Source organism: Vreelandella sp. L-15 (assembly GCF_056857635.1).
The window spans coordinates 18,519-41,629 of record NZ_JBSXNN010000029.1 but is presented as its reverse complement, the minus strand read 5'-3'; the positions used below and the strand labels follow the sequence as shown (position 1 = coordinate 41,629).

Sequence of the window (23,111 nt, the reverse complement as noted above, 5' to 3'; positions counted from 1 at the left end):
TTGTGTCAGAGGGCACATGACACTGGGTCGGGGTGCCATTGAGCAAACATACCGTGGAGCCGGTCTTCGGGATCATCAAACACGTGATGGGGTTCCGGCAGTTGTCGCTACGCGGACTGGATAAGGGCAGCGGCGGGTGGCGATTGGCCACGATGGCGTGGAATATCAAGCGGATGCACCGGTTGACGGGGGGCTGAGGGCTCGCCGCGCCCAACCGGCCAACAGGCAAGGCGTCAGAACCGCCTTGCAGAAGCTGAGGGGCAGGTTAAGAGCCACACAACAGCACCAACACCAACACAGGGGGGGTGAAGAACCCACGCCTCAGCTCATCCATTAACCTCAAGTCCGACAGACTGCTAGCCAATTTATAAGAAAAAAAATTCTATAAATTGCGCGGCTAACCACATAAAACATGGGGAAACTAATGAAACACCTATTCACTACCTCTACTATTGCGACCGCCATCACACTGGGTTTGGGCAGTACCACCGCGTTTGCACAAACGCCTACCGTCAACGTGGCCACTGACCCAAGCTTTGTGCCCTTTGAGATGCTCGACCCCGAGACCGGTGAAATGATCGGTTTTGATATGGACATCATCAATGAAGTCGCTGATCGCGCTGGCTTTGACGTCAACCTCACCACCATGGAGTTCTCGGGCATCATTCCTGCGGTGCAAACCGGCAGCCAGGAAATTGCCATTGCTGGCACGACCATCACCGAAGAGCGTGCTCAGGTCGTTGACTTCTCTGATCCCTACTACGACTCCGGTCTGCAAATCATCGTACGTGCTGATAACGAAGAGGTCTCCTCCATCGAGGATCTCGAAGGACTGTCAGTGGCCACCAAAATCGGCTCCACCAGCTACGACTTCTTACAACAAGAGCTTGGCGAAGACGCCGATATCACGCCCTACCCAGGCACCGCTGATATGTACATGGCGCTGCTGGGCCGTAACGTCGACGCCGTACTTTACGATGCGCCCAACGTAGCTTACTTCTCACAAACCCGTGGCGAAGGTCGCACTAAAGTCGTCGGCCCGCTGTACGAAGGTCAGCAGTACGGCATCGTATTTCACAAAGGCAGCGAGTGGGTAGAGCCGACCAACGAAGCGCTGGCCGCTATGCGTGAAGACGGCACCTACAATGAGATCTACACAAAGTGGTTCGGTGAAGCACCCAGCGCTGAGTAATTAGCGCTATATGCCATAACCAACGCTTAAAGCGACTCTCACCACAGGGCCGGGCGGCCATTTACCCCCGGCCCTGTGTCGTTGTTCCTCTTGCCTGGAGATAACGCGTGGACGTTAACTTTCAGTTTGATTGGTCGGCTGCATTCGGGTCGATCCCCTACTTGTTACCCGGTATTCCCTGGACACTACTGATTTCATTTGGCGGCCTGGCGATTGGTTTTTTCATCGGTATTTTCTTTGGGTTGCTGCGTATTAGCCCGGTACGCTGGCTGCGCTGGCCTGCGGTTGTGTATGTTGAAGTATTCCGCGGCACCCCTATTTTGGTCCAAGTGCTGTTTATCTTTTACGGCTTGCCGCAACTGTTGGGTGGGCCCATCAACGCCCTGGTAGCGGGTATAGCGGCCATTGCCGTCAACTCCGGTGCCTATATCTCTGAAATTGTGCGCGGCGGCGTTCAGTCCATCGAGCGCGGCCAGCGGGAAGCATCGCTATCGCTTGGCCTCTCTCGGGTGCAGGCGTTTCGCTATGTGATCTGGCCGCAGGCACTGCGCCGTATGATTCCACCACTGGGTAACCAGGGCATTATCAGTATCAAAGATACCTCGCTTTTCTCCGTCATCGGGGTCAGTGAGCTGGTACGCCAAGGGCAGATCTATATCGCCACCACCTTCACCGCACTGGAGGTCTACTTCATGGTGGCACTGATGTATCTCGCCATTACCTGGACCCTCTCACTGGTGCTGCGCCAAATCGAGCGCCGCGGCCTCGCCGGACAATAAGGAGCGCACAATGACTTCTACTCAAACGCCCATTGTGCGTATGCAAAAGCTCCACAAGCACTTTGGCAGCCTGCACGTACTCAAAGATATCGACCTGGAAATTGTGCCTGGTGAAGTCGTCGTGGTCATCGGGGCCAGCGGCTCGGGTAAATCCACACTCATTCGCTGTATCAACGGCTTAGAAGAGTTTCAGTCAGGCAGCCTGGATGTGGACGGCAATACGCTGCTACCGAACGGTAAAAGCAGTCAGGCGCTACAAACCATCCGCACCGAAGTGGGCATGGTGTTTCAGCAGTTCAATCTGTTCCCGCATCTTAGCGTACTCGATAACGTCACTCTCGCACCGATGAAGGTGCGTGGCTGGAGCCGTCAGGATGCCGAAGAGACTGCCAAGCGGCTACTTGATCGCGTAGGTATTGCCGACCAGGCAAATAAGTACCCCAGCCAGCTCTCCGGTGGCCAGCAGCAGCGTGTGGCGCTGGCGCGTGCGTTGGCCATGGAGCCGCGCCTCATGCTGTTTGATGAGCCAACCTCAGCCCTTGACCCCGAGATGATTGGCGAAGTGCTAGACGCCATGCGGGAGCTTGCCAAAGAGGGTATGACCATGGTGATTGTTACTCACGAGATGGGCTTTGCACGTGAGGTAGCCGACCGCATCATCTTTATCCATAAAGGCGAAATTGCCGAACAAGGCACCCCTGAGCAGCTCTTCGATTCCCCTCAACACGAACGCACTCAGTCGTTCCTGGCACGGGTACTGAAGCACTAATGTCGTGCTAACCATGCGCTCTTAAATCGCCAATATTGCGCTTAAAACGTCCTATCTAATGGCCTGTCTTCATGACAGGCCATTTTTTTTTGCCTGTGGATACTATTTTTTACACGCTCCTCGCTACTTCGCCACGAAGCCCACCATGAGCGCTTATCAGCATGATTTGAGTATGTGAAGCAGGTTGTTCACAGGTGCGGTAACAAGCCAGGTACCCAGCGGTGGATAACCCGTTGTCAGTCAGCCTTGTGGGTAAGTCGCACTTTCATCCACAGCTCCAACACCGCTTCTACGCAGGCACTCCGCTGCTTAATCACCTAAAGGTCAACAATGTAAAATATTGATAAAACTAGCGTTAGTAGACTTATCAACAGATTTTGTCCACACCAGTAGTTACTACATCAACAGAACTTCTCTTATTTATTTTTATTTTGTTATTAATAAAGACAGAACCCTTAAACCGGGGTGTGGAAAAACCTGACGGTTACCCACAGGAGGTTTATACTGGCGGGCTTATTCCATCAGCGCCGATATGCTGACCACATCATCCGTGCCAACAGGCACAAGACGAGGTGTCTCTTGAACTACCCCGACCGCTTTGACGTGATTGTCATCGGCGGTGGCCATGCGGGAACTGAAGCCGCACTGGCCTCTGCTCGTATGGGCTGTCAAACCCTATTGCTAACCCACAACATCGAGACGCTTGGCCAAATGTCGTGCAATCCCGCCATTGGCGGCATCGGCAAAAGCCATTTGGTGAAAGAAATTGATGCGCTCGGCGGTGCAATGGGGCTAGCCACGGATTTAGGCGGCATCCAGTTTCGCGTGCTCAACGCACGCAAAGGGCCAGCGGTACGTGCAACCCGTGCCCAAGCCGACCGTATCCGCTACAAAGCCGCCATTCGCGGCATGCTGGAAAACCAGCCCAACCTGACGATTTTTCAGCAGGCGGCAGGTGATCTCATTGTGGATAACGACACCGTACGCGGCGTCGTGACTGAAACCGGCATTCGCTTTCACGCAGAATCCGTTGTGCTCTCAACCGGTACCTTCCTAGGTGGCGTTATCCACATCGGGTTGGATCAAAGCCGCGGAGGCCGCGCGGGTGATCCGCCCTCCAACGCGCTGGCAGAACGACTGCGTGCGTTGCCGTTTCATGTTGACCGGCTCAAAACTGGCACGCCGCCGCGTATCGATGCCAAAACCGTCGATTTTTCGCAGTTGGAAGAGCAGCCGGGCGATACCCCAACGCCGGTGATGTCTTACCTCGGCTCCCGGGAGATGCATCCCCAGCAGGTAAGTTGCCATATCGCCCACACCAACGAGCGCACGCACGAGATTATTCTGGGTAACTTGGATCGCTCGCCAATGTACTCTGGCGTGATTGAAGGGATCGGCCCGCGCTACTGCCCCTCGATTGAAGATAAAGTGCACCGCTTTGCCGACAAATCGAGCCATCAGGTGTTCATCGAGCCTGAAGGCCTGGATACCCACGAGCTCTATCCCAACGGCATCTCGACCTCGCTGCCGTTTGATGTGCAGCTGCAGGTGGTGCGCTCGATCAAAGGGTTAGAAAACGCACACATCACGCGTCCTGGCTATGCCATTGAGTACGATTTCTTTGATCCGCGGGATTTGAAACACTCGCTGGAAACCAAATTTATCCACAACCTGTTTTTTGCCGGGCAAATCAACGGCACAACTGGTTATGAAGAAGCAGGTGCCCAGGGGCTACTGGCGGGTTTAAACGCCGCTCGCCGCGCTAAACAGCTCGACGCTTGGTACCCCCGCCGTGATGAAGCCTACCTCGGCGTTTTGATAGACGACTTAATCACCATGGGCACCAAAGAGCCCTACCGCATGTTTACTTCGCGGGCGGAATATCGACTGCTGCTGCGTGAAGACAATGCCGATCTGCGCCTGACCGAAAAAGGCCGCAAGCTAGGCTTAGTCGACGACACGCGCTGGGCCGCATTTAGTCAAAAGCGCGAAGCCATCGAGCGGGAAACTGCACGCTTGGCCACCACTTGGGTGCAACCCAATAGCCCGGCGGCGGAAAAAATCGCTGAAAAAACCGGCAGGCCGCTACCCCGAGAGTACTGCTTAAGTGATTTGCTGAAACGCCCTGAGCTGACGTATGCCGATATTACCTCGCTCCCCGGTATGGAAAGCGGTGACGTACACGACGAAGCCGTGGCCGAACAGGTGCAAATTCAAGCCAAATATCAGGGCTATATTGATCGTCAGCAGGATGAGATCGATAAGCTTAAGCGTCATGAAGCTACGCCGCTGCCTGCGGAACTTGATTATCACCAGGTGGAAGGTCTCTCCAACGAGATTCGCCAAAAACTCAGCAATACCCGTCCAGAAACCCTTGCACATGCAGCCAGGATTTCTGGGGTAACGCCCGCAGCCATATCGATTCTGCTCGTGCATCTGAAAAAACGCCGCCTAATTACCAACGCCGAGGTGGCCAACGGATGAGTCGACTCCAGCCGCTGGTCAACAGCTTACCCAATGGCGTTGCATCACGACTTGATCAAGGCCTATCAGCGCTAGGGGTTGTGATTAGCGCTGAACAGAGAGAGCAACTGCTTGGTTTACTGGCGCTGTTGCACAAGTGGAACCGGGCTTATAACCTCACCGCAGTGCGTGATGTTGAAGAAATGGTCTCGCGTCACGTACTGGATAGCGCCGCCGTTGCTCCCTACGTTCACGGCCCAACGCTGCTGGATGTGGGGGCAGGGCCTGGGTTACCCGGCTTGGTACTCGCGATTATGAAGCCCGAACTTCAGGTGACGCTGCTGGATAGCAATGGCAAGAAAGTCCGCTTCCAGCGCCAAGCGGTGATGGAGTTGGCGCTGACGAACGTGACGCCTACTCAGGCACGGGTAGAGCAGTTCACCGGCCAGCACTTTGATCAGGTGATCTCACGTGCGTTTGCCAGTTTGGTGGATTTCGTGACGCTAACGCGCCCCCTGCCATCTGCAAATGGCCAGTGGCTAGCAATGAAAGGCCCCGGTGCTGATGACGAGCTGCGTAACCTGCCGGAAGGCATTGAACTCAGCGAGCGCCACCTGTTGAATGTACCCTTTGAAACGGCCGAGCGGCAGCTGTTGATCCTGACCCCAAAAGGAGTTGAGTAGTGAGCCAGATCATTGCCCTGACCAACCAAAAAGGCGGCGTGGGCAAGACCACTTCAGCCGTTAACCTGGCCGCCAGCCTGGCTGCTCTTGACCGCCGCGTACTGCTGGTGGACTTGGATCCACAGGGCCATGCCAGCATGGGCAGCGGGATCGACAAGTACGATCTTGAGAAAAGCGTGCTGGACGTGTTGCTTGGCGAAGCCACTGCGGGCGAGGTTATCGTTCGCGGGCTGCCGGTTCATTACGATGTTCTACCCGGTAACGGCGACCTGACCGCCGCGGAAGTGGAATTACTGGATAGCGACCAACGTCAAAGCCGCCTATCGCTTGCACTTGCCAGCGTCGCGGACGATTACGACGTGGTGCTGATCGACTGCCCACCATCGCTGAATATGCTGACGGTGAATGCGCTCACCGCCGCGCATGGCGTACTGATTCCGCTACAGTGTGAATTTTACGCCCTAGAGGGGCTCTCGGCGCTGCTGGATACGGTGGAGCAGATCAAGCAAAGCGTGAATCCTGAGCTGGCTGTCTCCGGCATTTTGCGCACCATGTACGATAAGCGCACCAGTCTCACCCGAGAAGTAGATAAGCAGCTACGCGACTTTTTCGGCGATGCGCTTTTGAAAACGACGATTCCGCGCAACGTGAAAGTCGCTGAAGCGCCAAGCCACGGCGTACCGGTCACTCAATACGCGCGTTTTTCGCGGGGGAGCCAAGCCTATCGCGTGTTGGCCAAAGAGATGATTCGGCGTCTATCGCTGTAACGGTTGCCGCTGTAGCGTTCAAAGTACATAACGTTAAAAGTACGAGGGAAAGCGAATGACGCGTAAACGCGCGCTAGGACGTGGCCTGGATGCCCTGATTGGTGCGGGCGCACGTCGTCGTGACAGTTTAGACCTGACCGGTGGCGCAACGCTTGAGAGCGCCGACGCCCCGATGCCAGACGTGGCGGTGGATGACGCAATGGCTGAACGCCTGGAGCGTCTGCCACTTGGGCAACTGATGCGTGGGAAGTATCAGCCGCGCCGAGACATCCAGCCTGAAGCCCTGGAAGAGCTTGCCGACTCGATCCGTGCCCAAGGCGTGATGCAGCCCATCGTGGTGCGTCCGGTAGGTAAAGACCGCTATGAAATTATTGCCGGTGAGCGCCGCTGGCGCGCCGCGCAACTGGCCGAGCTGGACGTTATTCCGGCGGTCATACGCCATGTGAGTGATGAAGTCGCGCTGGCCTTAGCGCTGATTGAAAACATCCAGCGGGAAAACCTCAACGCGATTGAAGAAGCGATTGCGCTGAAGCGTTTGGGCGATGAATTTGAGCTCACTCAGCAACAGATTGCTGATGCAGTGGGTAAGTCTCGTACCCAGGTTGCCAACTTACTTCGTCTGCTGGCCCTCGACCCAGAGGTGCAAACCCTGCTAGAGCGGGGCGATTTAGATATGGGTCACGCTCGCGCACTGCTCTCGTTAACCAGTGCACAGCAGCGCCAAGTCGCCCATGAAGTGGTCAATAAAGACCTTACCGTGCGCGACACCGAAGCGCTGGTGAAAAAGGTGCAAACCCATCAGGCGCCTGTATCTTCTGCCAAGCAGTCAGCCAAAACACCTGATGTGGCCCGCTTAGAAACCCATCTGGGCGAGCTTCTCGGCGCGCCTGTTTCGATTGATCATGGTCAAAAAGGCAAAGGCCGAGTCACTATTCGTTATACAAGCCTTGAAGAGCTGGATGGAATTCTAGCGCATATTAAATAGCACGCTAATGAAAGATACGGCCTATTTTTGGCCCTTTGGTCGCAAGTCGAGGCTGAAACGCGCGAATTCCGTGCAACTTCGGTTGAAGGTGTGATAGCGCTTCCCTATAATCGCGCAAGATTTGTGCAGGTTGGTGTTAAGTCACCTATCTGCCAAAGCAATAATGGCCGTTCATTTGACGTACTGGGGAAATATGCAGCGAATTGAGACCCAGCGACGTAAAGCGTACATCCTACGGTTGGCCATTATTCAACTGCTAGTGACGCTGATGGCTATGTTGCTTGCGTATTCATCGACACAGCTAGCGGGCGTGACCTCAGTACTGAAAGGCGCCCTTGTCGCATTGTTGCCACATGCCTTTTTTGTCTATCGGATGGGGTTTTTACATACGAACGTTTCTCAGCGGTCAGCGATGCTGCTGCGCGCCGAGGCAGGTAAGTTTGGTTTGACGGTGGCACTCTTTACAGCCGTATTTGTTGCCGTGCCCCCCTCAAACCCAGCTTTCTTTTTTAGCGCTTATGTCGCGATTGTTCTGACACATTGGCTGGCTCCATTGCTGATGCTAAGGCACCGCGCAACTAATTGAGGTGACATGTCTATGGCCGCAGGTAACGAAGTCTCAACGACTTACTATATCCAGCACCACTTGCAGAATTTAACCTTTGGTAAGCACCCAGAGAATGGCTGGTCGTTGGCGCACTCTGCTGAAGAAGCAAGTGAAATGGGCTTTTGGGCGATCCACTTGGATACCATGGGCTGGTCGATTGCCATGGGCTTGCTGTTCATTTTCCTATTCCGTAAAGCCGGTAAAATGGCGACTACTGGGGTGCCTGGCGGTTTGCAAAACGCCGTTGAGATGGTCTTCGAGTTCGTAGAAGACATGATTAAAGGTGCGTTCAAGGGGCACAATCCTATTATTGCCCCTCTAGCGCTGACGCTGTTCGTGTGGATTCTCTTCATGAACACGCTGAAAATCATTCCGGTCGATTACTTCCCGGTGTTGTTCAGCAAGTTAGGCGTCGATTATATGAAAATCGTGCCGACAACAGACGTTAACGCCACCCTAGGCTTAGCGTTGGGCGTCTTTGGCCTCATTCTCTACTACAGCTTCAAAGTGAAAGGCGTAGGTGGATTTGCCAAGGAGCTGTCGTTGACGCCGTTCAACCATTGGGCGCTGATTCCTTTCAACCTGTTGCTTGAAATTGTCGCTCTGCTGGTGAAGCCGTTCAGCTTGGCAATGCGTCTATTCGGCAACATGTTTGCGGGTGAAGTTATCTTCATTCTGATTGCCATGCTGCCGTTCTGGGCAATTTGGCTGTTGGATGTGCCGTGGGCGATTTTCCATATTCTGATCGTTGTCCTGCAGGCATTCATTTTTACTGTTCTGTCCGTCGTGTACCTCAGTGCTGCTCACGAGCATCACTAAGCGCACCGCTTGCGTGAGATTAACCCTTAACCTTAACCCTCAACCTTGCACTTAAACTTGAAAAACTAGGAGCATTACCATGGAACTTATCTACATTGCTGCCTCCATCATGATCGGCTTGGGCGCTTTGGGCACCGGTATCGGTTTCGCTATCCTCGGTGGCAAACTGATCGAGTCCACTGCACGTCAACCTGAGCTGGGCGACCAACTGCAGACCAAAACCTTCCTGATGGCCGGTCTGCTGGACGCCGTTCCGATGATCGGTGTTGGTATCGCGATGTACCTGATCTTCGTTGTTGCCGGTTAATGATTGCATCGCCGAGCGGCTAACCCGCTCGGTTTTGTTTCACTCCGGTCGCCACGAACTTGTCAGAGGTACATCCCTGTGAATATCAACATGACGCTTATCGGGCAGACGATCGCCTTCGCGATCTTTGTCTGGTTTTGCATAAAGTATGTGTGGCCTCCGATCAGCAACGCGCTTCATGAGCGTCAGAAAAAGATTGCTGATGGCTTGGACGCAGCCAGCCGTGCGACTCGCGACCTTGAGCTAGCTCAAGAGCGCGCTGAGCAAACGCTGCGTGAAAGCAAGGAGCAGGCTTCTCAAATTCTCGAGCAAGCCAACAAGCGCTCTGCTCAAATGATCGAAGAAGCACGCGAACAGGCTCGCGCTGAAGGCGAACGCCTGATGGCAAGCGCTCGTTCCGAAATTGAGCAAGAAGTGAATCGTGCAAAAGACGAGCTTCGTGCCCAGGTTTCTCACCTCGCCATCCTTGGTGCCGAGCGTGTATTAGAAGCTTCGGTCGACGAGAAAGCACATCGCAAGTTACTTGATGAGCTTGCTGCTGAACTGTAAGGAGGTGACCCATGGCGGAATTACTTACCGTCGCTCGTCCTTACGCTAAGGCGGCGTTTGAATACGCGCGTGATCATGAGGCGCTTGATAGCTGGTCTCAGGCGCTTAGTTTTTTAAGCGCTGCGGTTGCTAACAGCGACTTTCGTCGCTTGATGGGCAGTCCAAAACTTGAGAATGACAAAAAAGTAGCGCTGCTTTCCGATATGTTGCCGGAACAGCAGAACGACGATTTGTCACGCTTTTTGGATACCTTGGCCGACCAAGGTCGCCTGACGGCACTGCCCTTTATCGCTGAACAGTTCGAGTACCTGCGTGCCGAACATGAACAGCGTGTTGAAGTGACCGTTACGTCCGCCTATGAGCTGGACGGCGAACAGCAGACCAAGCTAGCAGACGCGCTCAAGAAACGTTTGAATCGCGAAATCTCCATTACTACTCAGGTGGACAAGTCGCTTATTGGCGGTGTCATCCTGCGTGCCGGCGATACCGTCATTGACGGTTCGGTGCGTGGTCGATTGAACCGACTTTCCGAAGCGCTGACCGCTTGAGTCTGAGGGACATGGCATGCAGCAACTGAATCCTTCCGAGATCAGCGACATCATCAAGCAGCGAATTGAGAAGCTTGACGTCGCATCCGAAGCCCGTAATCAGGGCACCATCGTCAGCGTTTCCGACGGTATCGTGAAAATTCACGGCCTCGAAGACGCGATGTTTGGTGAAATGATCGAATTCCCCAACAGCATCTTTGGCATGGTACTGAACCTGGAGCGTGACTCCGTCGGTGCCGTTGTCCTGGGTGACTACCTGCAGCTTGAAGAAGGCATGACCGCTCAGTGTACCGGTCGCATTCTTGAAGTTCCGGTAGGCCCTGAGCTGATTGGTCGTGTTGTCGATGCGCTGGGTAATCCCATCGATGGCAAGGGCGATATCAACGCTAAAATGACCGACGCGGTAGAAAAAGTAGCGCCCGGCGTTATCACCCGTCAGTCCGTTGATGAGCCGATCCAAACTGGTTTGAAATCTATCGACGCTATGGTGCCGATCGGTCGTGGTCAGCGTGAGCTGATCATCGGTGACCGTCAGATTGGTAAATCTGCCATTGCCATCGATGCGATCATCAACCAGAAAGGCAAGGGCGTTACCTGTGTCTACGTAGCGATCGGTCAGAAGCAGTCGACCATTGCTAACGTCGTTCGCAAGCTCGAAGAGCACGGCGCGCTGGAACACACCATCATCGTCGCTGCAGGTGCTGCCGACCCGGCACCGATGCAGTTCCTGGCCGCTTACTCTGGCTGCACCATGGGCGAGTACTTCCGTGACCGTGGTGAAGACGCGCTGATCGTGTATGACGATCTTTCCAAGCAGGCCGTTGCGTACCGTCAGGTATCGCTGCTGCTGCGTCGTCCGCCGGGCCGTGAAGCTTACCCGGGTGACGTTTTCTATCTCCACTCACGTCTGCTGGAGCGCGCTGCGCGTGTTAACGCTGACTACGTTGAGAAGTTCACCAACGGTGAAGTGAAAGGCAAAACCGGTTCCTTGACCGCACTGCCGATCATCGAAACACAAGGTGGTGACGTATCGGCGTTCGTTCCGACCAACGTTATCTCCATCACCGATGGTCAGATCTTCCTGGAAACCAACCTGTTTAACTCCGGTATTCGTCCGGCGATTAACGCAGGTCTCTCGGTTTCTCGTGTAGGTGGTGCTGCGCAGACCAAGATCATCAAGAAGCTGGGTGGCGGTGTGCGTCTGGCTCTGGCTCAGTATCGTGAACTGGCGGCATTCTCGCAGTTTGCTTCTGACCTGGATGAAGCGACCCGCAAGCAGCTCGAGCACGGTCAACGCGTGACCGAACTGATGAAGCAGAAGCAGTACTCGCCGATGTCAGTGGCGGAAATGGCGCTGTCTCTGTACGCCGCTAACGAAGGCCACCTGGACGACGTGAGCGTCGATAAGGTGCTGGACTTCGAACGTGCTCTGCACGATTACATGAAGTCTGAGCACAGCGAGCTGCTCGATAAGATCAACCAGACCGGCGACTACAACGGCGAGATTCAGGACGGCTTGAAGTCAGGTCTCGAGAAGTTCAAGGCGACTCAGAGCTGGTAATGTCCGGCCCGCCTGCGGGCGGGCTTGCATGCTTTCTGAGAGCCACGAACGAAGGGTAGATCGCTATGGCAGCTGCAAAAGAGATACGCACCCAGATCGGGAGCATTAAAAATACGCAGAAGATTACCAGTGCCATGGAAATGGTGGCTGCATCGAAAATGCGTAAAGCGCAAGATCTGATGAAGGCTGGCCAGCCGTACGCCAAGCAGATTCGTAACGTGGTAGGCCACATTGCCGACGCAAACCCCGAGTACAAGCACGACTATATGGTCGAGCGTAGCGAGGTAAAGCGCGTTGGTTACATTGTGGTTTCCACCGACCGTGGCCTGTGTGGCGGCTTAAACGTCAACCTGTTTAAGGCAGTGGTGAAAGACGCTGTTGCCTGGAAGCAGCAAGGCGCTGAGCTAGACTTCTGCGCCCTCGGCTCGAAGGCCGGTGCCTTCTTCCGCAACTACGGCGGCAACTTGATTGCTGCGAAAAGCGGATTAGGAGAGTCACCGACCGTCGAGGGTCTGATCGGTAGTGTTAAGGTGATGCTCGAAGCGTACGACGAAGGACGCCTAGACCGCCTGTACGTGGTGTATAACGAATTCGTTAACACCATGACGCAGCGGCCGGTAGTGCGTCAGCTTCTTCCTCTGTCGTCCGATATGGGCGCAGACGCTAAGCATGACGAAGAAAACGCCCGTCCCGGAAGCTGGGACTACCTGTATGAACCGGATGCCAAGGCGTTGCTAGACAGCCTGTTGGTTCGATTCATCGAATCGCAGGTGTATCAGGCGGTAGTCGAAAACGGTGCGTGCGAACAGGCCGCCCGAATGATCGCTATGAAGAGTGCCACTGATAACGCGGGCAACCTGATCGACGATCTGGAGATGGTTTATAACAAGGCCCGTCAGGCCGCCATCACCCAGGAAATTTCCGAGATCGTCGGCGGCGCTTCAGCCGTATAACGCCTAGGGAGCCTGCCATCGCTTAGGTGGCTCCCGGCAGACAGGTTTCATTTGCAGGTTTTTGAGAGGAACCAAGATGAGCGGACGTATCGTACAAATCATCGGCGCGGTGATTGACGTAGAGTTTCCGCGGGACTCTGTGCCCAAGGTCTACGACGCGCTGAAGGTCTCCAACGTTGAGACCATCCTCGAAGTCCAGCAGCAGCTGGGCGACGGCGTAGTACGCGCCATTGCCATGGGCTCCACCGAGGGCTTGAAACGTGGCTTGGACGTAACCAACACAGGTGCCGCGATTTCCGTACCGGTCGGTAAGGAAACGCTGGGTCGCATCATGAACGTGCTCGGCGAGCCGATCGATGAAGCTGGCCCGATCGGTGAGCAAGAGCGCATGCCGATCCACCGAAAAGCGCCGAGCTATGCCGATCAGGCAGCGTCTAACGAGCTGCTCGAGACCGGTATCAAGGTCATCGATCTGGTCTGCCCCTTCGCGAAAGGCGGTAAGGTTGGTCTGTTCGGCGGTGCGGGTGTTGGTAAAACCGTTAACATGATGGAGCTTATCCGCAACATCGCCACCGAGCACAGCGGCTACTCTGTATTCGCTGGTGTCGGTGAGCGTACGCGTGAGGGTAACGACTTCTATCACGAAATGACCGAATCCAACGTTATCGACAAGGTAGCGCTGGTCTACGGTCAGATGAACGAGCCGCCCGGTAACCGTCTTCGCGTGGCGCTGACCGGTTTGACCATTGCGGAAAAATTCCGTGATGAAGGCCGCGACGTTCTGCTGTTCGTCGACAACATCTACCGTTACACCCTGGCCGGTACCGAAGTATCCGCCCTGCTGGGTCGTATGCCGTCTGCGGTAGGTTATCAGCCGACGCTGGCCGAAGAGATGGGCGTTCTGCAGGAACGTATCACCTCTACGAAAACCGGTTCTATCACTTCCGTACAGGCCGTTTACGTTCCTGCGGATGACTTGACCGACCCGTCGCCGGCGACCACCTTCTCCCACTTGGATGCGACTGTAGTACTAGCGCGTTCAATCGCTGAGCTGGGTATCTACCCCGCGATTGACCCGCTGGACTCTACCTCGCGTCAGTTGGATCCGCTGGTGGTTGGTGAAGAGCACTACGACGTAGCGCGTGGCGTGCAGAACGTTCTGCAGCGTTACAAGGAACTGAAGGACATCATCGCGATTCTGGGTATGGACGAGCTGTCTGATGAAGACAAGCTGGCCGTTGCCCGTGCGCGTAAGATCCAGCGCTTCCTGTCGCAGCCGTTCTTCGTGGCCGAGGTCTTCACTGGCTCGCCCGGTAAGTACGTGTCGCTGAAAGACACCATCCGTGGCTTCCAGGGCATCCTCGCGGGTGACTACGACGATCTGCCGGAACAGGCCTTCTACATGGTCGGCTCCATCGACGAAGCTGTCGAAAAAGCCAACCAGATGAAGAAGTAATCCCGTCCATTAGGGGGATTCGCTATGGCGAATAGCTTCACTTGCAATATCGTCAGCGCAGAAGCATCCATCTTCTCAGGTAAGGTTGAGCAGGTGATTGCTTCCGGGATGATGGGTGACCTCGGCATTTTGCCGGGGCACGCCCCGCTGCTGACCGAGCTTCAGCCGGGCCCGATCCGCGTGATCCACGATGATGGCAAGGAAGAGAACTTCTTTGTCTCTGGCGGCTTCATGGAAGTTCAGCCAGATGTCGTGACGATCCTGGCAGACGCTGCGGCGCGTGCCAGCGACCTCGACGAGGCCGCTGCTGAAGAAGCGCGTCAGCAGGCGCTGAAAGCCTTTAATGAGAAGTCAGCGGAGCTGGATTATACCCGCGCTGCCGCTGAACTCGCCGAAGCCGTTGCCCAACTGCGAACGATTCAGCAGTTGCGTAAGAAGGCGGGTAAAGGCTAATTAGACGCTCTGCGTAATCAAACGCCCCTTAAACCCGATTCAGGGTTTAAGGGGCGTTTTTTTTGTCTGTTAATATGCGGGTGAGTCATCCCAGAGTTGAACGTCTCAGGAGCGAGCGATGGCGCTAAACGAAGAAGCCTTACAGGAATTGAAAACCGAGCTGCTCGAGGAGCTGGTCAAGGAAGAGCCCAACAAGGCGCAATTGGCGGAACGCCTCGCTGAAATACGCTCGGCCGACATTGGGGAAGTGCTGGAAGAGCTGATCGAGAAGGATGAGGAGCTACGTGCGGCCCTGACGGTGTTGGACATTCTCTCCACCGAGCGAGCCGCCAATGTGTTGGGCTATCTACCCAAAGAGAGCCAGCTCGAGGTGGTGGGAGAGCTGTCCGATAGCCAGGTGCTCAAACTGCTCGAAGAGATGGGCTCCGACGAGCGGGCGGATTTGTTCAACCGGCTTGGGGAAGACCGTCGCGAAGCGCTGTTGCGTCGTATGGCGCACCAGGAGCGCGAGGATCTCAAGCGCTTGGCGAGCTATGAAGAGGGCACTGCCGGCGCCATCATGACCTCTGACTATGTTGCCATAGCCAGTGGCATGACGGTGTCACAAGCAATGATGCGCGTGCGCCAAACCGCCCCTGATGCGGAAACGGTCTACCAGCTTTACGTGCTGGATAATGATGGCCATCTGATCGGCACCATGTCGCTGCGTCAACTGATGGTCGCGCGCCCTGGGGCGTTGGTGGATGACATCATGATCAAAGATGTCATCAAAATCCCTGTGGATAAAGCGCAGGAGGAGGTGGCGAGAATTGTGGCTCGGTATGACTTACTGGCGCTGCCCGTGGTTGATGCCGATGGCCGTATGGTAGGCATCGTGACTCACGATGATGCCATGGATGTTGCTGAGTCAGAGGCCACCGAAGATATCCACAAAGGGATGTCCATCGGTCAGCTAGAGGATGGCGTGAGCCGGGTACCGCTGTGGAGTCTTTACCGCAAACGCGTGTTTTGGCTGGTCTTACTGGTCTTTGCCAACCTTTTTTCGGGGGCTGGTATCGCTTATTTCGAGGAGACCATTGCTGCTCAGGTGGCGCTGGTATTTTTCTTACCGCTGCTGATCGGTAGCGGCGGTAATGCCGGTGCGCAGGCCGCCACGCTGATGGTGCGTGGCATGGCCACCGGGGACGTAGGCGTGAAGGATTGGAGCAAGATGCTGGGGCGTGAGCTGTTGGTGGCTGGTTCATTGGGTTTGACCATGGCCATTGCCGTCGCCCCCATTGGGATTTTTCGTGGCGGGGAAGCGGTGGCCATCATCGTGGCGCTCAGCATGGTGACCATCGTGCTGTTTGGCAGCTTGATCGGCATGTGCTTGCCGTTCGTTTTGGAGCGCTTCAAAGTAGACCCCGCGACGGCCTCGGCTCCGCTGGTGACCACGCTGATCGACGCCACCGGCGTACTGATTTACTTCAGTATTGCAACGGCCATACTTGCCGGCGTCTGACCTGGGTTAGGGTAGCCTAGCGCATGGCGCTGCTGGCCGCCCGGGTGATGAACATGACCTCCACATGACCCAGCCACTCGATGTCGCTGGCGAGCGCCTTGAGCTGGCTCGCCAAACACTGAGGCGGCTGGTGAACGGCGTCGCCAATAATCAGCGATACCGATACCTTATCTTCTAAGTAGTGGAGCTGTAGCTCGTTCAGCGTGCGCCATACCGGATGTTTGTACCAGCGCTCGTTCAGCGCCGCTTCCACTTCTGGACGCAGCGGCAGGCCTGGTAGGCGGCTGGGGTCGCCTTCACCGGCGTCATCTTCTGGGTCAACGTGGAAGATAACATCTGTGAGCAAAGGAAACTCGTGGCGCAAACGGCGGCTCACTTCATTACCGATTTCATGAGCTTCCGAGACGGTAATTTTAGGCCCCACCACCACATGCAGATCGACCATCACCCAACCTGCCGATTGACGGGTGCGCAGGTCGTGCACGCTATCCACGCCGGGGACGCTACACGCCACGTCATGCATCTGCTGCTGTACTGTTTCGGGGAGTGCGGTGTCGACCAGTTCGCGAGCGGACTCCCACAACAGGTCTAAACCCACTTTACCGACCATCAGGCCAACGATAATGGCGGCCACAGCATCTAGCCAGCCCAAGCCAAACTGTGCGCCTACTAAAGCCACCAGCACCACGGCGGTTGAAAGTGCGTCGCTGCGCGAGTGCCAAGCGTTGGCTTCTAAAAGCTTGGATTTCAAGCGTTTCGCGACCCGCATGGTGTAGCGAAAAATCCACTCTTTGCTAATCAGTGCCAGTATGGCGATGACGATCGCAAGCGCCCCCGGGGCGCCCACTTCTGTGCCGCTCAACAGGCGATCCACGCTTGACCACGCAATACCCCCCGCCACGAAGATTAGGACGCTGCCTAATAGCAGCGTGGTGAGGGTTTCGATTCGGCCATGGCCGTAGTGGTGATCGTTATCTGGCTCCTGGCGGCCATAGTGAATGGCTGCCAGCACGAACCCATCGGTCACAAGATCAGAGAGCGAATGGATACCATCGGCAATCAGCGCAGCAGAGCCGACAAAAAAACCAACGGCGACTTTGATAATGCTCAGCAAACCGTCCAGCCAAGCGCCGATATAGGTTACGCGCTTAGCCTCTTGGCTATCTAACTCGCGATTGGGAACCACTGGCGTTTCTACGGTCTGAGTCATGAGGTACCTGCAGGGACGCATACTTCCAATAGACGCCCATTGTAGCTTACCGCCGGGCAAGCTCTATACCCTCTTGTGCATTCTCAGGCGTTACCGGTGCGGACAATGAAAGTTGGGATGTGTATCCTAAGCGCCGCTGCAGGTGAGACGACCTCATTTCATAACGCAACACAGAACATAGACAGGACGACCTATGGATTGGCTCCAAGTGGTAGTATTGGCGGTGGTGCAGGGGCTCACAGAATTTCTTCCGATTTCCAGCTCCGCTCATCTGATTTTGGTGCCGGTGCTCACCACCTGGGAAGATCAAGGTCTCGCGTTCGATGTGGCACTCCACTTGGGTAGCTTGAGCGCCGTCGTCCTCTATTTTCGCCAGGAAATTTGGCAAATGATCGCCAGCAGCCTCACGGCGGTAAGAGGCAACGGCGTCAATGAGGATGCGCGTCTAGCGTTTTGGGTAGTCGTGGCCACCTTGCCGGTGTGCATCGTCGGCTTTCTCCTCCATGACCTGATCGCAGGCTACATGCGCTCGACGCTGATCATCGGCCTTAGCCTGATAGGGTTCGGCTTACTGCTAGGCTACGCCGACTGGAAAATGCGCGGTACCCGCAGCGAGTATCAGTTGACGCTAAAAGACGCACTGATCATCGGCGGCGCTCAGGTATTAGCGCTGATCCCCGGTACGTCGCGCTCGGGGATCACGATGACCGCGGCGCTGATGGTTGGCATGAATCGAGAAGGCGCCGCGCGCTTCTCGTTTTTGCTCTCGATTCCCGTCATCGTGCTCGCCGGTGGCCTCGAAGCGGTGAATCTCGTCAAAGCGCCTCACTCGATCGACGTACCCGCTATGCTAATAGGGGTGCTTTTATCGGGTATCAGCGCCTTCGTGTGTATTCACTACTTTCTCGTCGTAATCAAAAAGCTGGGGATGCAGCCGTTCGTGGTATACCGCGTGCTGTTTGGTGCCTGGCTACTCTGGTTTTTTCATTTCTAACCCGCGCGTTCAATGAAGGACATCGGATGAAAGGCTATCAAACTGCGTGTAGGCGACTGGGCGTCGTGACGCTGGTGGGCGTTTTGCTGGCGGGCTGTTCAGAAAATGATCGGCCGCTGGAGCCACCAGTGCGCTTTGAAGGCGGTATTTTTGGCACCTATTATCAAATTACTCTGGTCGACCCGCTGACGCAGGGCGAAGCCAATGCTTTGGAAGAGGGCATATTGGCCGAGATGGAAGACGTTGACCAAGCGATGTCGACCTACCGTGACGATTCAGAACTAGTCGCCTTTAACGACGCGCCGCTCAACGAGTGGCAGCCGCTCTCTAACGAGCTGATCGAAGTGCTGGCGATAAGCCGCTCGGTGTCGGAAGCAAGCAAAGGGGCGTTTGATATCACCATTGGCGATGTGGTGAATCTATGGAGCTTTGGTCCCGAGGCACGTCCCGAAGAGGTGCCTAGCGAGGCCGAGTTAAGCGAGCGCATGGCCACGATTGGGTTCGATGCAGTCGAGGTGGATACCCAGCGGATGCAGGCGCGTCGCCTCCGGGATGTATTTGCCGATCTCTCTGGCGTCGCCAAAGGCCACGCTACCGATCGCGTGGCGGCGTATCTGGATCAGGAGGGCATCGATAATTACCTGGTCAATATCGGTGGCGGGCTGATTGCCCGTGGTTACCGGGACATCGAAGATCAAACGCCTTGGCGTGTCGGCATTGAAGTGCCGCAAAGCGGGGTACCGGAAGCGCAACATGTGATTGCGTTGGAGGGCATGTCAGTGGCTACCTCCGGTGATTACCGTAACTACTTTGAAGTCGACGGTGAGCGCTTCTCCCATCTTCTGGACCCGCGAACCGGGCGGCCCATCAAGCATCAATTGGCGTCGGTATCGGTGTTTCACCCCTCGAACGCCTGGGCCGATGCCTGGGCCACGGCACTCACCGTCGTCGGGAGCGAACAGGGGATGCAGCTGGCCGTCGAAAACAATCTCAATATTTTGATGCTAGTACGCGAAGGGGATCGCTGGCGCAGCCTGGCGAGTCCGGCCTTCGTCAACTATTTCGGTGATGCGCTGATCGACGAATTGGGCATCGAACCCTGGGCGGCGCCCACGGCGAATCGCCAAACGGAGACAGGTGAATAACATGCACGACCTCGATATCGTCATCTTAGCCGCAGGTAAAGGCACACGGATGCGCTCTCAGTTGCCCAAAGTACTGCACACGCTAGCGGGTAAGCCCATGGTAGAGCACGTACTGGCAACGGCCAGTGGTCTGAACCCGAGTCGTACCCACGTGGTGATTGGCCATGGTGCTGACCAACTTCGCGACGCGTTGGCGGAGTATGATGTCTCGTTTGCACTGCAAGAAGAGCAAAAAGGCACCGGACATGCGGTGGCTCAGGCGCAGCCTCAGTTGGGCAGCGGTATCGTGTTGGTACTGTATGGCGACGTGCCGCTAATTCGTCGCGATACGTTGGCCGACCTGCTGGCCAAGGTGGATGAGCAGCACATGGGCCTGCTCACCGTCACGCTGGAAGACCCCAGTGGCTATGGGCGTATCGTGCGCGATGCCGAGGGCCACGCCGTGGCGATCGTCGAGCAGAAAGATGCCAATGAGGCGCAGCTGGCGATTAACGAGTGCAATACCGGCATCATGGCCATGACCAGTGCCCAGTTGAAGCGCTGGTTGCCCCAGCTATCAGCGGAAAATGCCCAGGGCGAGTACTACCTGACGGACGTTATCGCCATGGCAGCCAGCGAAGGCGTCAAGGTCGCCACGGCGCAGCCCCATAACGCCACCGAGGTAGAGGGGGTCAATAACCGCTCGCAAATGGCCCGCTTGGAGCGCGCTTACCAGCAGCAGACGGCAGAGACGCTCATGGCCCAAGGCGTTGCCTTGGCTGACCCAGCGAGAATTGATGTGCGCGGTAAGCTTACCTGCGGCCACGACGTCTTCATCGACGTAGGCTGTGTTTTTGAAGGGGACGTCGAACTTGGCGAAGGCGTGCGGGTAGGCCCCTACTGCATTATCAAAAACAGCACCATTGGCGCAGAGAGTGAGATTCACAGCCACAGTGTCATCGACACGACCGTGGCGGCGGGTCTTAACCAGGTCGGCCCCTACGCACGGCTGCGTCCTGGCACGCGCTTAGCCGTGAAAGCCAAGGTGGGAAATTTTGTCGAAACCAAAAATGCCGACGTGGGTGAAGGCAGTAAAATCAACCATTTAAGCTACGTGGGTGATGCGCGCCTGGGGCGCGATGTGAACGTGGGCGCGGGCACCATTACCTGCAACTACGATGGCGTGAACAAACATCGCACCGAAATTGGCGATAACGCCTTCATCGGCTCCAACACTGCCTTAGTGGCACCTGTCACGGTAGGTAAGGGTGCCACTGTGGGCGCTGGTTCCACGATTGCAAAAGATGTGACTGAGTATGCATTAGCGGTCACCCGCAGCCGACAGCTAGAGAAGCCCGACTGGCCGCGCCCGGTGAAAACGACTAAATAAGTGCATCGACACGTTGAATAATACGGCGTGCAAACGCCCTAGGAGAAAGAGTTATGTGTGGCATCGTCGCGGCGGTTGCGCAGCGCAATGTGCAGGGAATCTTGTTGGAAGGGCTGAAACGCTTGGAGTATCGCGGATACGACTCTTCTGGCATGACGGTGCTTAACAGCGGTGCGTTAACGCGTCACCGGGCTTTGGGCAAAGTCGCGGCGCTCGCTGAACAGCTGGACGCCGCCGCGCTGCCAGGCAACAGCGGTATCGCGCATACACGCTGGGCCACCCACGGCAAACCCTCCGAGGCCAATGCCCATCCGCACCACAGCAGAGATAACGTCGCCGTGGTGCATAACGGCATTATCGAAAACTACGAGCAGATTAAAGAGACGCTGCAGGGCAGTGGCTATACCTTCACCTCGGAAACCGATACCGAGGTGATTGCCCATTTACTGGCGGACAAACTCGCTACGGGCAAGACGCTGTTTGATGCGACACAAGAGATTGTCAGTGGCTTGGGCGGTGCCTACGCCCTGGGGGTGATGAGTGCAGCCGAGCCCGGCGTGGTCGTGGGCGCACGCCAAGGCAGCCCCTTGGTGGTGGGTGTTGGTATTGATGAAGCCTTTTTAGCCTCGGACCCGCTGGCGCTGCTTCAAGTGACCGACCGCTTTATCTACCTGGAAGAGGGCGATTTGGTCGAGCTGCGTGAGCATGGGGTGATTCGCATTGTCGACCGCCAAGGCAACGACGTTGAGCGCCCTATCCATACCTTTGAACATGGCGACGGCGCGGCTAGCAAAGGCGAGTATCGTCATTACATGCTCAAAGAGATTTTTGAGCAGCCCGCCGTTATTAGTGCCGCGCTGGAAGGGCGTTTAAGTAGCCACGGCGTGTTGGTAGAGAGTTTTGGGCCGGATGCGCTGGCGCTGTTCCAGAAAACGCGCCATGTGCATATTATTGCCTGTGGCACCAGCTACCATGCGGGTTTGGTTGCGCGTTACTGGCTGGAGCGCTATGCCGGGGTGCCGGTACAGGTCGAAGTGGCGTCTGAGTACCGCTACCGCCACCCGGTGGTACCGGAGGGCACGCTGTTTGTGACGCTGTCCCAATCTGGGGAAACGGCCGATACGCTGGCGGCACTGCGCTTTGCTAAAACGCTCAACTATGTCGGCTCGCTGGCTATTTGTAACGTGCCCGGCAGCTCGCTGGTACGTGAATCAGACATGTCGTTGATGACCCGCGCAGGCCCCGAAATTGGCGTTGCCTCGACCAAAGCGTTTACCACCCAGCTCGTGGCACTGATGCTGCTGACGCTGTCTGTTAGTAAAGCGAAAGGCCAGCCCGAGCAGCCAGAAATTATTGCCGCGCTACAAGCGCTGCCGGCGCTCTGCCAACAGGTGCTAGCGCTCGATAAGCAGATTGAAGTGCTCTCCCAGGCATTTGCCGAAAAGAATCACGCACTCTTTTTAGGACGCGGCGCGCACTATCCCATTGCCTTGGAAGGCGCGTTAAAGCTCAAAGAGATCTCCTATATTCATGCCGAAGCCTATCCAGCCGGGGAGCTGAAGCATGGCCCGCTGGCACTGGTGGATAGCGAGATGCCGGTAATCTCAGTAGCACCCAATGATGACTTGCTGGAAAAACTGAAATCCAACCTTCAAGAAGTGCGCGCCCGCGGCGGCCAGCTGTTTGTGTTTGCTGACCAAAAGGTGGGAATCAGCCCTCAAGATGATATCCGTGTGTTGGAGCTTCCCGAAGTACACGAAGCGTTGGCACCACTGCTCTACACGCTACCGTTGCAGCTGTTGAGCTATCACGTAGCGGTGCTAAAAGGCACCGATGTGGATCAGCCGCGCAACCTCGCCAAGAGCGTGACCGTCGAATAATCAGCGAGTCACAATTAATAACAGTTAGCTGGCATAAAGCGCTTTACAAGATGCGGCGAATGGCCGCATCTTATGCGCCATCGCTGCGTTGCAGCACATAGTTAGTGTGCTTATTATCGTG

22 protein-coding genes and 1 pseudogene are annotated in these 23,111 nt (G+C 55.9%); 22 read left to right on the top strand and 1 reads right to left on the bottom strand.

Annotated features, from left to right (window positions below; all coding sequences use genetic code 11):
- Positions 1–38: 38 nt before the first annotated feature.
- The 18 genes and pseudogenes from AC13CY_RS03150 to mgtE form a co-directional block, all read left to right on the top strand.
- Positions 39–197, top strand: a pseudogene (locus AC13CY_RS03150) (transposase); the annotation flags it as partial.
- Between the two features lie 227 nt (positions 198–424).
- Positions 425–1,192: a transporter substrate-binding domain-containing protein gene (locus AC13CY_RS03145; RefSeq protein ID WP_172515153.1), complete on the top strand. Its 768-nt coding sequence runs from the start codon at positions 425–427 to the stop codon at positions 1,190–1,192.
- 107 nt (positions 1,193–1,299) lie between these two features.
- The gene (locus AC13CY_RS03140) at positions 1,300–1,971 is read left to right on the top strand and encodes an amino acid ABC transporter permease (RefSeq protein WP_054640716.1); all 672 of its coding nucleotides are present in this window, start codon (positions 1,300–1,302) and stop codon (positions 1,969–1,971) included.
- 10 nt (positions 1,972–1,981) lie between these two features.
- Positions 1,982–2,740, top strand: a complete 759-nt coding sequence (locus tag AC13CY_RS03135) for an amino acid ABC transporter ATP-binding protein (protein WP_054644921.1) — start codon at positions 1,982–1,984, stop codon at positions 2,738–2,740.
- A 579-nt stretch (positions 2,741–3,319) separates the two neighbouring features.
- Positions 3,320–5,224: a tRNA uridine-5-carboxymethylaminomethyl(34) synthesis enzyme MnmG gene (gene mnmG, locus AC13CY_RS03130; RefSeq protein WP_483052281.1), complete on the top strand. Its 1,905-nt coding sequence runs from the start codon at positions 3,320–3,322 to the stop codon at positions 5,222–5,224.
- Positions 5,221–5,886 (top strand): 16S rRNA (guanine(527)-N(7))-methyltransferase RsmG, encoded by a 666-nt coding sequence (rsmG, locus tag AC13CY_RS03125; protein ID WP_062375233.1) that lies wholly within the window; start codon positions 5,221–5,223, stop codon positions 5,884–5,886. Before mnmG ends, rsmG begins: the two co-directional genes overlap by 4 nt.
- Entirely contained in the window at positions 5,886–6,653 is a 768-nt protein-coding gene (locus tag AC13CY_RS03120; RefSeq protein WP_054640719.1) for a ParA family protein, read from the top strand. Before rsmG ends, AC13CY_RS03120 begins: the two co-directional genes overlap by 1 nt.
- 55 nt (positions 6,654–6,708) lie before the next feature.
- The gene (locus AC13CY_RS03115) at positions 6,709–7,638 is read left to right on the top strand and encodes a ParB/RepB/Spo0J family partition protein (RefSeq protein WP_172515151.1); all 930 of its coding nucleotides are present in this window, start codon (positions 6,709–6,711) and stop codon (positions 7,636–7,638) included.
- Between the two features lie 193 nt (positions 7,639–7,831).
- Positions 7,832–8,224 carry an ATP synthase subunit I gene (locus tag AC13CY_RS03110; protein WP_172515150.1) on the top strand — a complete coding sequence of 131 codons (393 nt, stop codon included), beginning with the start codon at positions 7,832–7,834 and terminating at the stop codon, positions 8,222–8,224.
- 12 nt (positions 8,225–8,236) lie between these two features.
- Positions 8,237–9,064: a F0F1 ATP synthase subunit A gene (gene atpB, locus AC13CY_RS03105; protein ID WP_172515718.1), complete on the top strand. Its 828-nt coding sequence runs from the start codon at positions 8,237–8,239 to the stop codon at positions 9,062–9,064.
- A 79-nt stretch (positions 9,065–9,143) separates the two neighbouring features.
- A complete protein-coding gene (atpE, locus tag AC13CY_RS03100; protein WP_038479860.1) occupies positions 9,144–9,371 on the top strand; it encodes a F0F1 ATP synthase subunit C in 228 nt (75 codons plus the stop codon).
- Positions 9,372–9,449: 78 nt separating this feature from the next.
- Positions 9,450–9,920 (top strand): F0F1 ATP synthase subunit B, encoded by a 471-nt coding sequence (locus AC13CY_RS03095; protein WP_044628601.1) that lies wholly within the window; start codon positions 9,450–9,452, stop codon positions 9,918–9,920.
- A gap of 11 nt (positions 9,921–9,931) precedes the next feature.
- Positions 9,932–10,468, top strand: coding sequence for a F0F1 ATP synthase subunit delta (locus AC13CY_RS03090; protein ID WP_172515149.1), 537 nt, complete (start codon positions 9,932–9,934; stop codon positions 10,466–10,468).
- Positions 10,469–10,484: 16 nt separating this feature from the next.
- Complete coding sequence (gene atpA / locus AC13CY_RS03085; protein ID WP_289108826.1) at positions 10,485–12,029, top strand: F0F1 ATP synthase subunit alpha; 1,545 nt, start codon at positions 10,485–10,487, stop codon at positions 12,027–12,029.
- 65 nt (positions 12,030–12,094) lie between these two features.
- On the top strand, positions 12,095–12,982 hold the full coding sequence (gene atpG / locus AC13CY_RS03080; protein ID WP_074211250.1) for a F0F1 ATP synthase subunit gamma: 888 nt from the start codon (positions 12,095–12,097) through the stop codon (positions 12,980–12,982).
- 76 nt (positions 12,983–13,058) lie between these two features.
- Positions 13,059–14,438 (top strand): F0F1 ATP synthase subunit beta, encoded by a 1,380-nt coding sequence (gene atpD / locus AC13CY_RS03075; RefSeq protein ID WP_062361064.1) that lies wholly within the window; start codon positions 13,059–13,061, stop codon positions 14,436–14,438.
- 24 nt (positions 14,439–14,462) lie between these two features.
- Positions 14,463–14,891, top strand: coding sequence for a F0F1 ATP synthase subunit epsilon (locus tag AC13CY_RS03070; protein WP_089675878.1), 429 nt, complete (start codon positions 14,463–14,465; stop codon positions 14,889–14,891).
- 118 nt (positions 14,892–15,009) lie between these two features.
- Positions 15,010–16,392 carry a magnesium transporter gene (mgtE, locus tag AC13CY_RS03065; RefSeq protein WP_074211251.1) on the top strand — a complete coding sequence of 461 codons (1,383 nt, stop codon included), beginning with the start codon at positions 15,010–15,012 and terminating at the stop codon, positions 16,390–16,392.
- A 16-nt stretch (positions 16,393–16,408) separates the two neighbouring features.
- Here the strand turns inward: mgtE and AC13CY_RS03060 are convergent, their stop codons facing one another.
- The gene (locus AC13CY_RS03060) at positions 16,409–17,602 is read right to left on the bottom strand and encodes a cation diffusion facilitator family transporter (RefSeq protein WP_044628608.1); all 1,194 of its coding nucleotides are present in this window, start codon (positions 17,600–17,602) and stop codon (positions 16,409–16,411) included.
- A gap of 193 nt (positions 17,603–17,795) precedes the next feature.
- Here AC13CY_RS03060 and AC13CY_RS03055 point away from each other — a divergent pair, with 193 nt between their 5' ends.
- Genes AC13CY_RS03055 through glmS form a run of 4 tightly spaced genes read left to right on the top strand, consistent with a single transcriptional unit; the run spans position 17,796 to position 22,990 of the window.
- Positions 17,796–18,596 carry an undecaprenyl-diphosphate phosphatase gene (locus AC13CY_RS03055; protein ID WP_044628609.1) on the top strand — a complete coding sequence of 267 codons (801 nt, stop codon included), beginning with the start codon at positions 17,796–17,798 and terminating at the stop codon, positions 18,594–18,596.
- A gap of 26 nt (positions 18,597–18,622) precedes the next feature.
- Positions 18,623–19,741: an FAD:protein FMN transferase gene (locus tag AC13CY_RS03050; RefSeq protein WP_137094513.1), complete on the top strand. Its 1,119-nt coding sequence runs from the start codon at positions 18,623–18,625 to the stop codon at positions 19,739–19,741.
- Between the two features lies 1 nt (position 19,742).
- A complete protein-coding gene (gene glmU / locus AC13CY_RS03045) occupies positions 19,743–21,110 on the top strand; it encodes a bifunctional UDP-N-acetylglucosamine diphosphorylase/glucosamine-1-phosphate N-acetyltransferase GlmU (protein WP_483052280.1) in 1,368 nt (455 codons plus the stop codon).
- A gap of 53 nt (positions 21,111–21,163) precedes the next feature.
- A complete protein-coding gene (glmS, locus tag AC13CY_RS03040; protein WP_483052279.1) occupies positions 21,164–22,990 on the top strand; it encodes a glutamine--fructose-6-phosphate transaminase (isomerizing) in 1,827 nt (608 codons plus the stop codon).
- Positions 22,991–23,111: the final 121 nt, after the last annotated feature.

Bases quoted from the DNA above. Each gene is read 5' to 3' on its own strand.
- AC13CY_RS03145 (WP_172515153.1), top strand. From the start codon at position 425: ATGAAACACCTATTCACTACCTCTACTATTGCGACCGCCATCACACTG.
- AC13CY_RS03135 (WP_054644921.1), top strand. From the start codon at position 1,982: ATGACTTCTACTCAAACGCCCATTGTGCGTATGCAAAAGCTCCACAAG.
- rsmG (WP_062375233.1), top strand. From the start codon at position 5,221: ATGAGTCGACTCCAGCCGCTGGTCAACAGCTTACCCAATGGCGTTGCA.
- AC13CY_RS03115 (WP_172515151.1), top strand. From the start codon at position 6,709: ATGACGCGTAAACGCGCGCTAGGACGTGGCCTGGATGCCCTGATTGGT.
- AC13CY_RS03110 (WP_172515150.1), top strand. From the start codon at position 7,832: ATGCAGCGAATTGAGACCCAGCGACGTAAAGCGTACATCCTACGGTTG.
- atpB (WP_172515718.1), top strand. From the start codon at position 8,237: ATGGCCGCAGGTAACGAAGTCTCAACGACTTACTATATCCAGCACCAC.
- atpE (WP_038479860.1), top strand. From the start codon at position 9,144: ATGGAACTTATCTACATTGCTGCCTCCATCATGATCGGCTTGGGCGCT.
- AC13CY_RS03090 (WP_172515149.1), top strand. From the start codon at position 9,932: ATGGCGGAATTACTTACCGTCGCTCGTCCTTACGCTAAGGCGGCGTTT.
- atpA (WP_289108826.1), top strand. From the start codon at position 10,485: ATGCAGCAACTGAATCCTTCCGAGATCAGCGACATCATCAAGCAGCGA.
- atpG (WP_074211250.1), top strand. From the start codon at position 12,095: ATGGCAGCTGCAAAAGAGATACGCACCCAGATCGGGAGCATTAAAAAT.
- atpD (WP_062361064.1), top strand. From the start codon at position 13,059: ATGAGCGGACGTATCGTACAAATCATCGGCGCGGTGATTGACGTAGAG.
- AC13CY_RS03070 (WP_089675878.1), top strand. From the start codon at position 14,463: ATGGCGAATAGCTTCACTTGCAATATCGTCAGCGCAGAAGCATCCATC.
- mgtE (WP_074211251.1), top strand. From the start codon at position 15,010: ATGGCGCTAAACGAAGAAGCCTTACAGGAATTGAAAACCGAGCTGCTC.
- AC13CY_RS03060 (WP_044628608.1), bottom strand. From the start codon at position 17,602: ATGACTCAGACCGTAGAAACGCCAGTGGTTCCCAATCGCGAGTTAGAT.
- AC13CY_RS03055 (WP_044628609.1), top strand. From the start codon at position 17,796: ATGGATTGGCTCCAAGTGGTAGTATTGGCGGTGGTGCAGGGGCTCACA.
- AC13CY_RS03050 (WP_137094513.1), top strand. From the start codon at position 18,623: ATGAAAGGCTATCAAACTGCGTGTAGGCGACTGGGCGTCGTGACGCTG.
- glmU (WP_483052280.1), top strand. From the start codon at position 19,743: ATGCACGACCTCGATATCGTCATCTTAGCCGCAGGTAAAGGCACACGG.
- glmS (WP_483052279.1), top strand. From the start codon at position 21,164: ATGTGTGGCATCGTCGCGGCGGTTGCGCAGCGCAATGTGCAGGGAATC.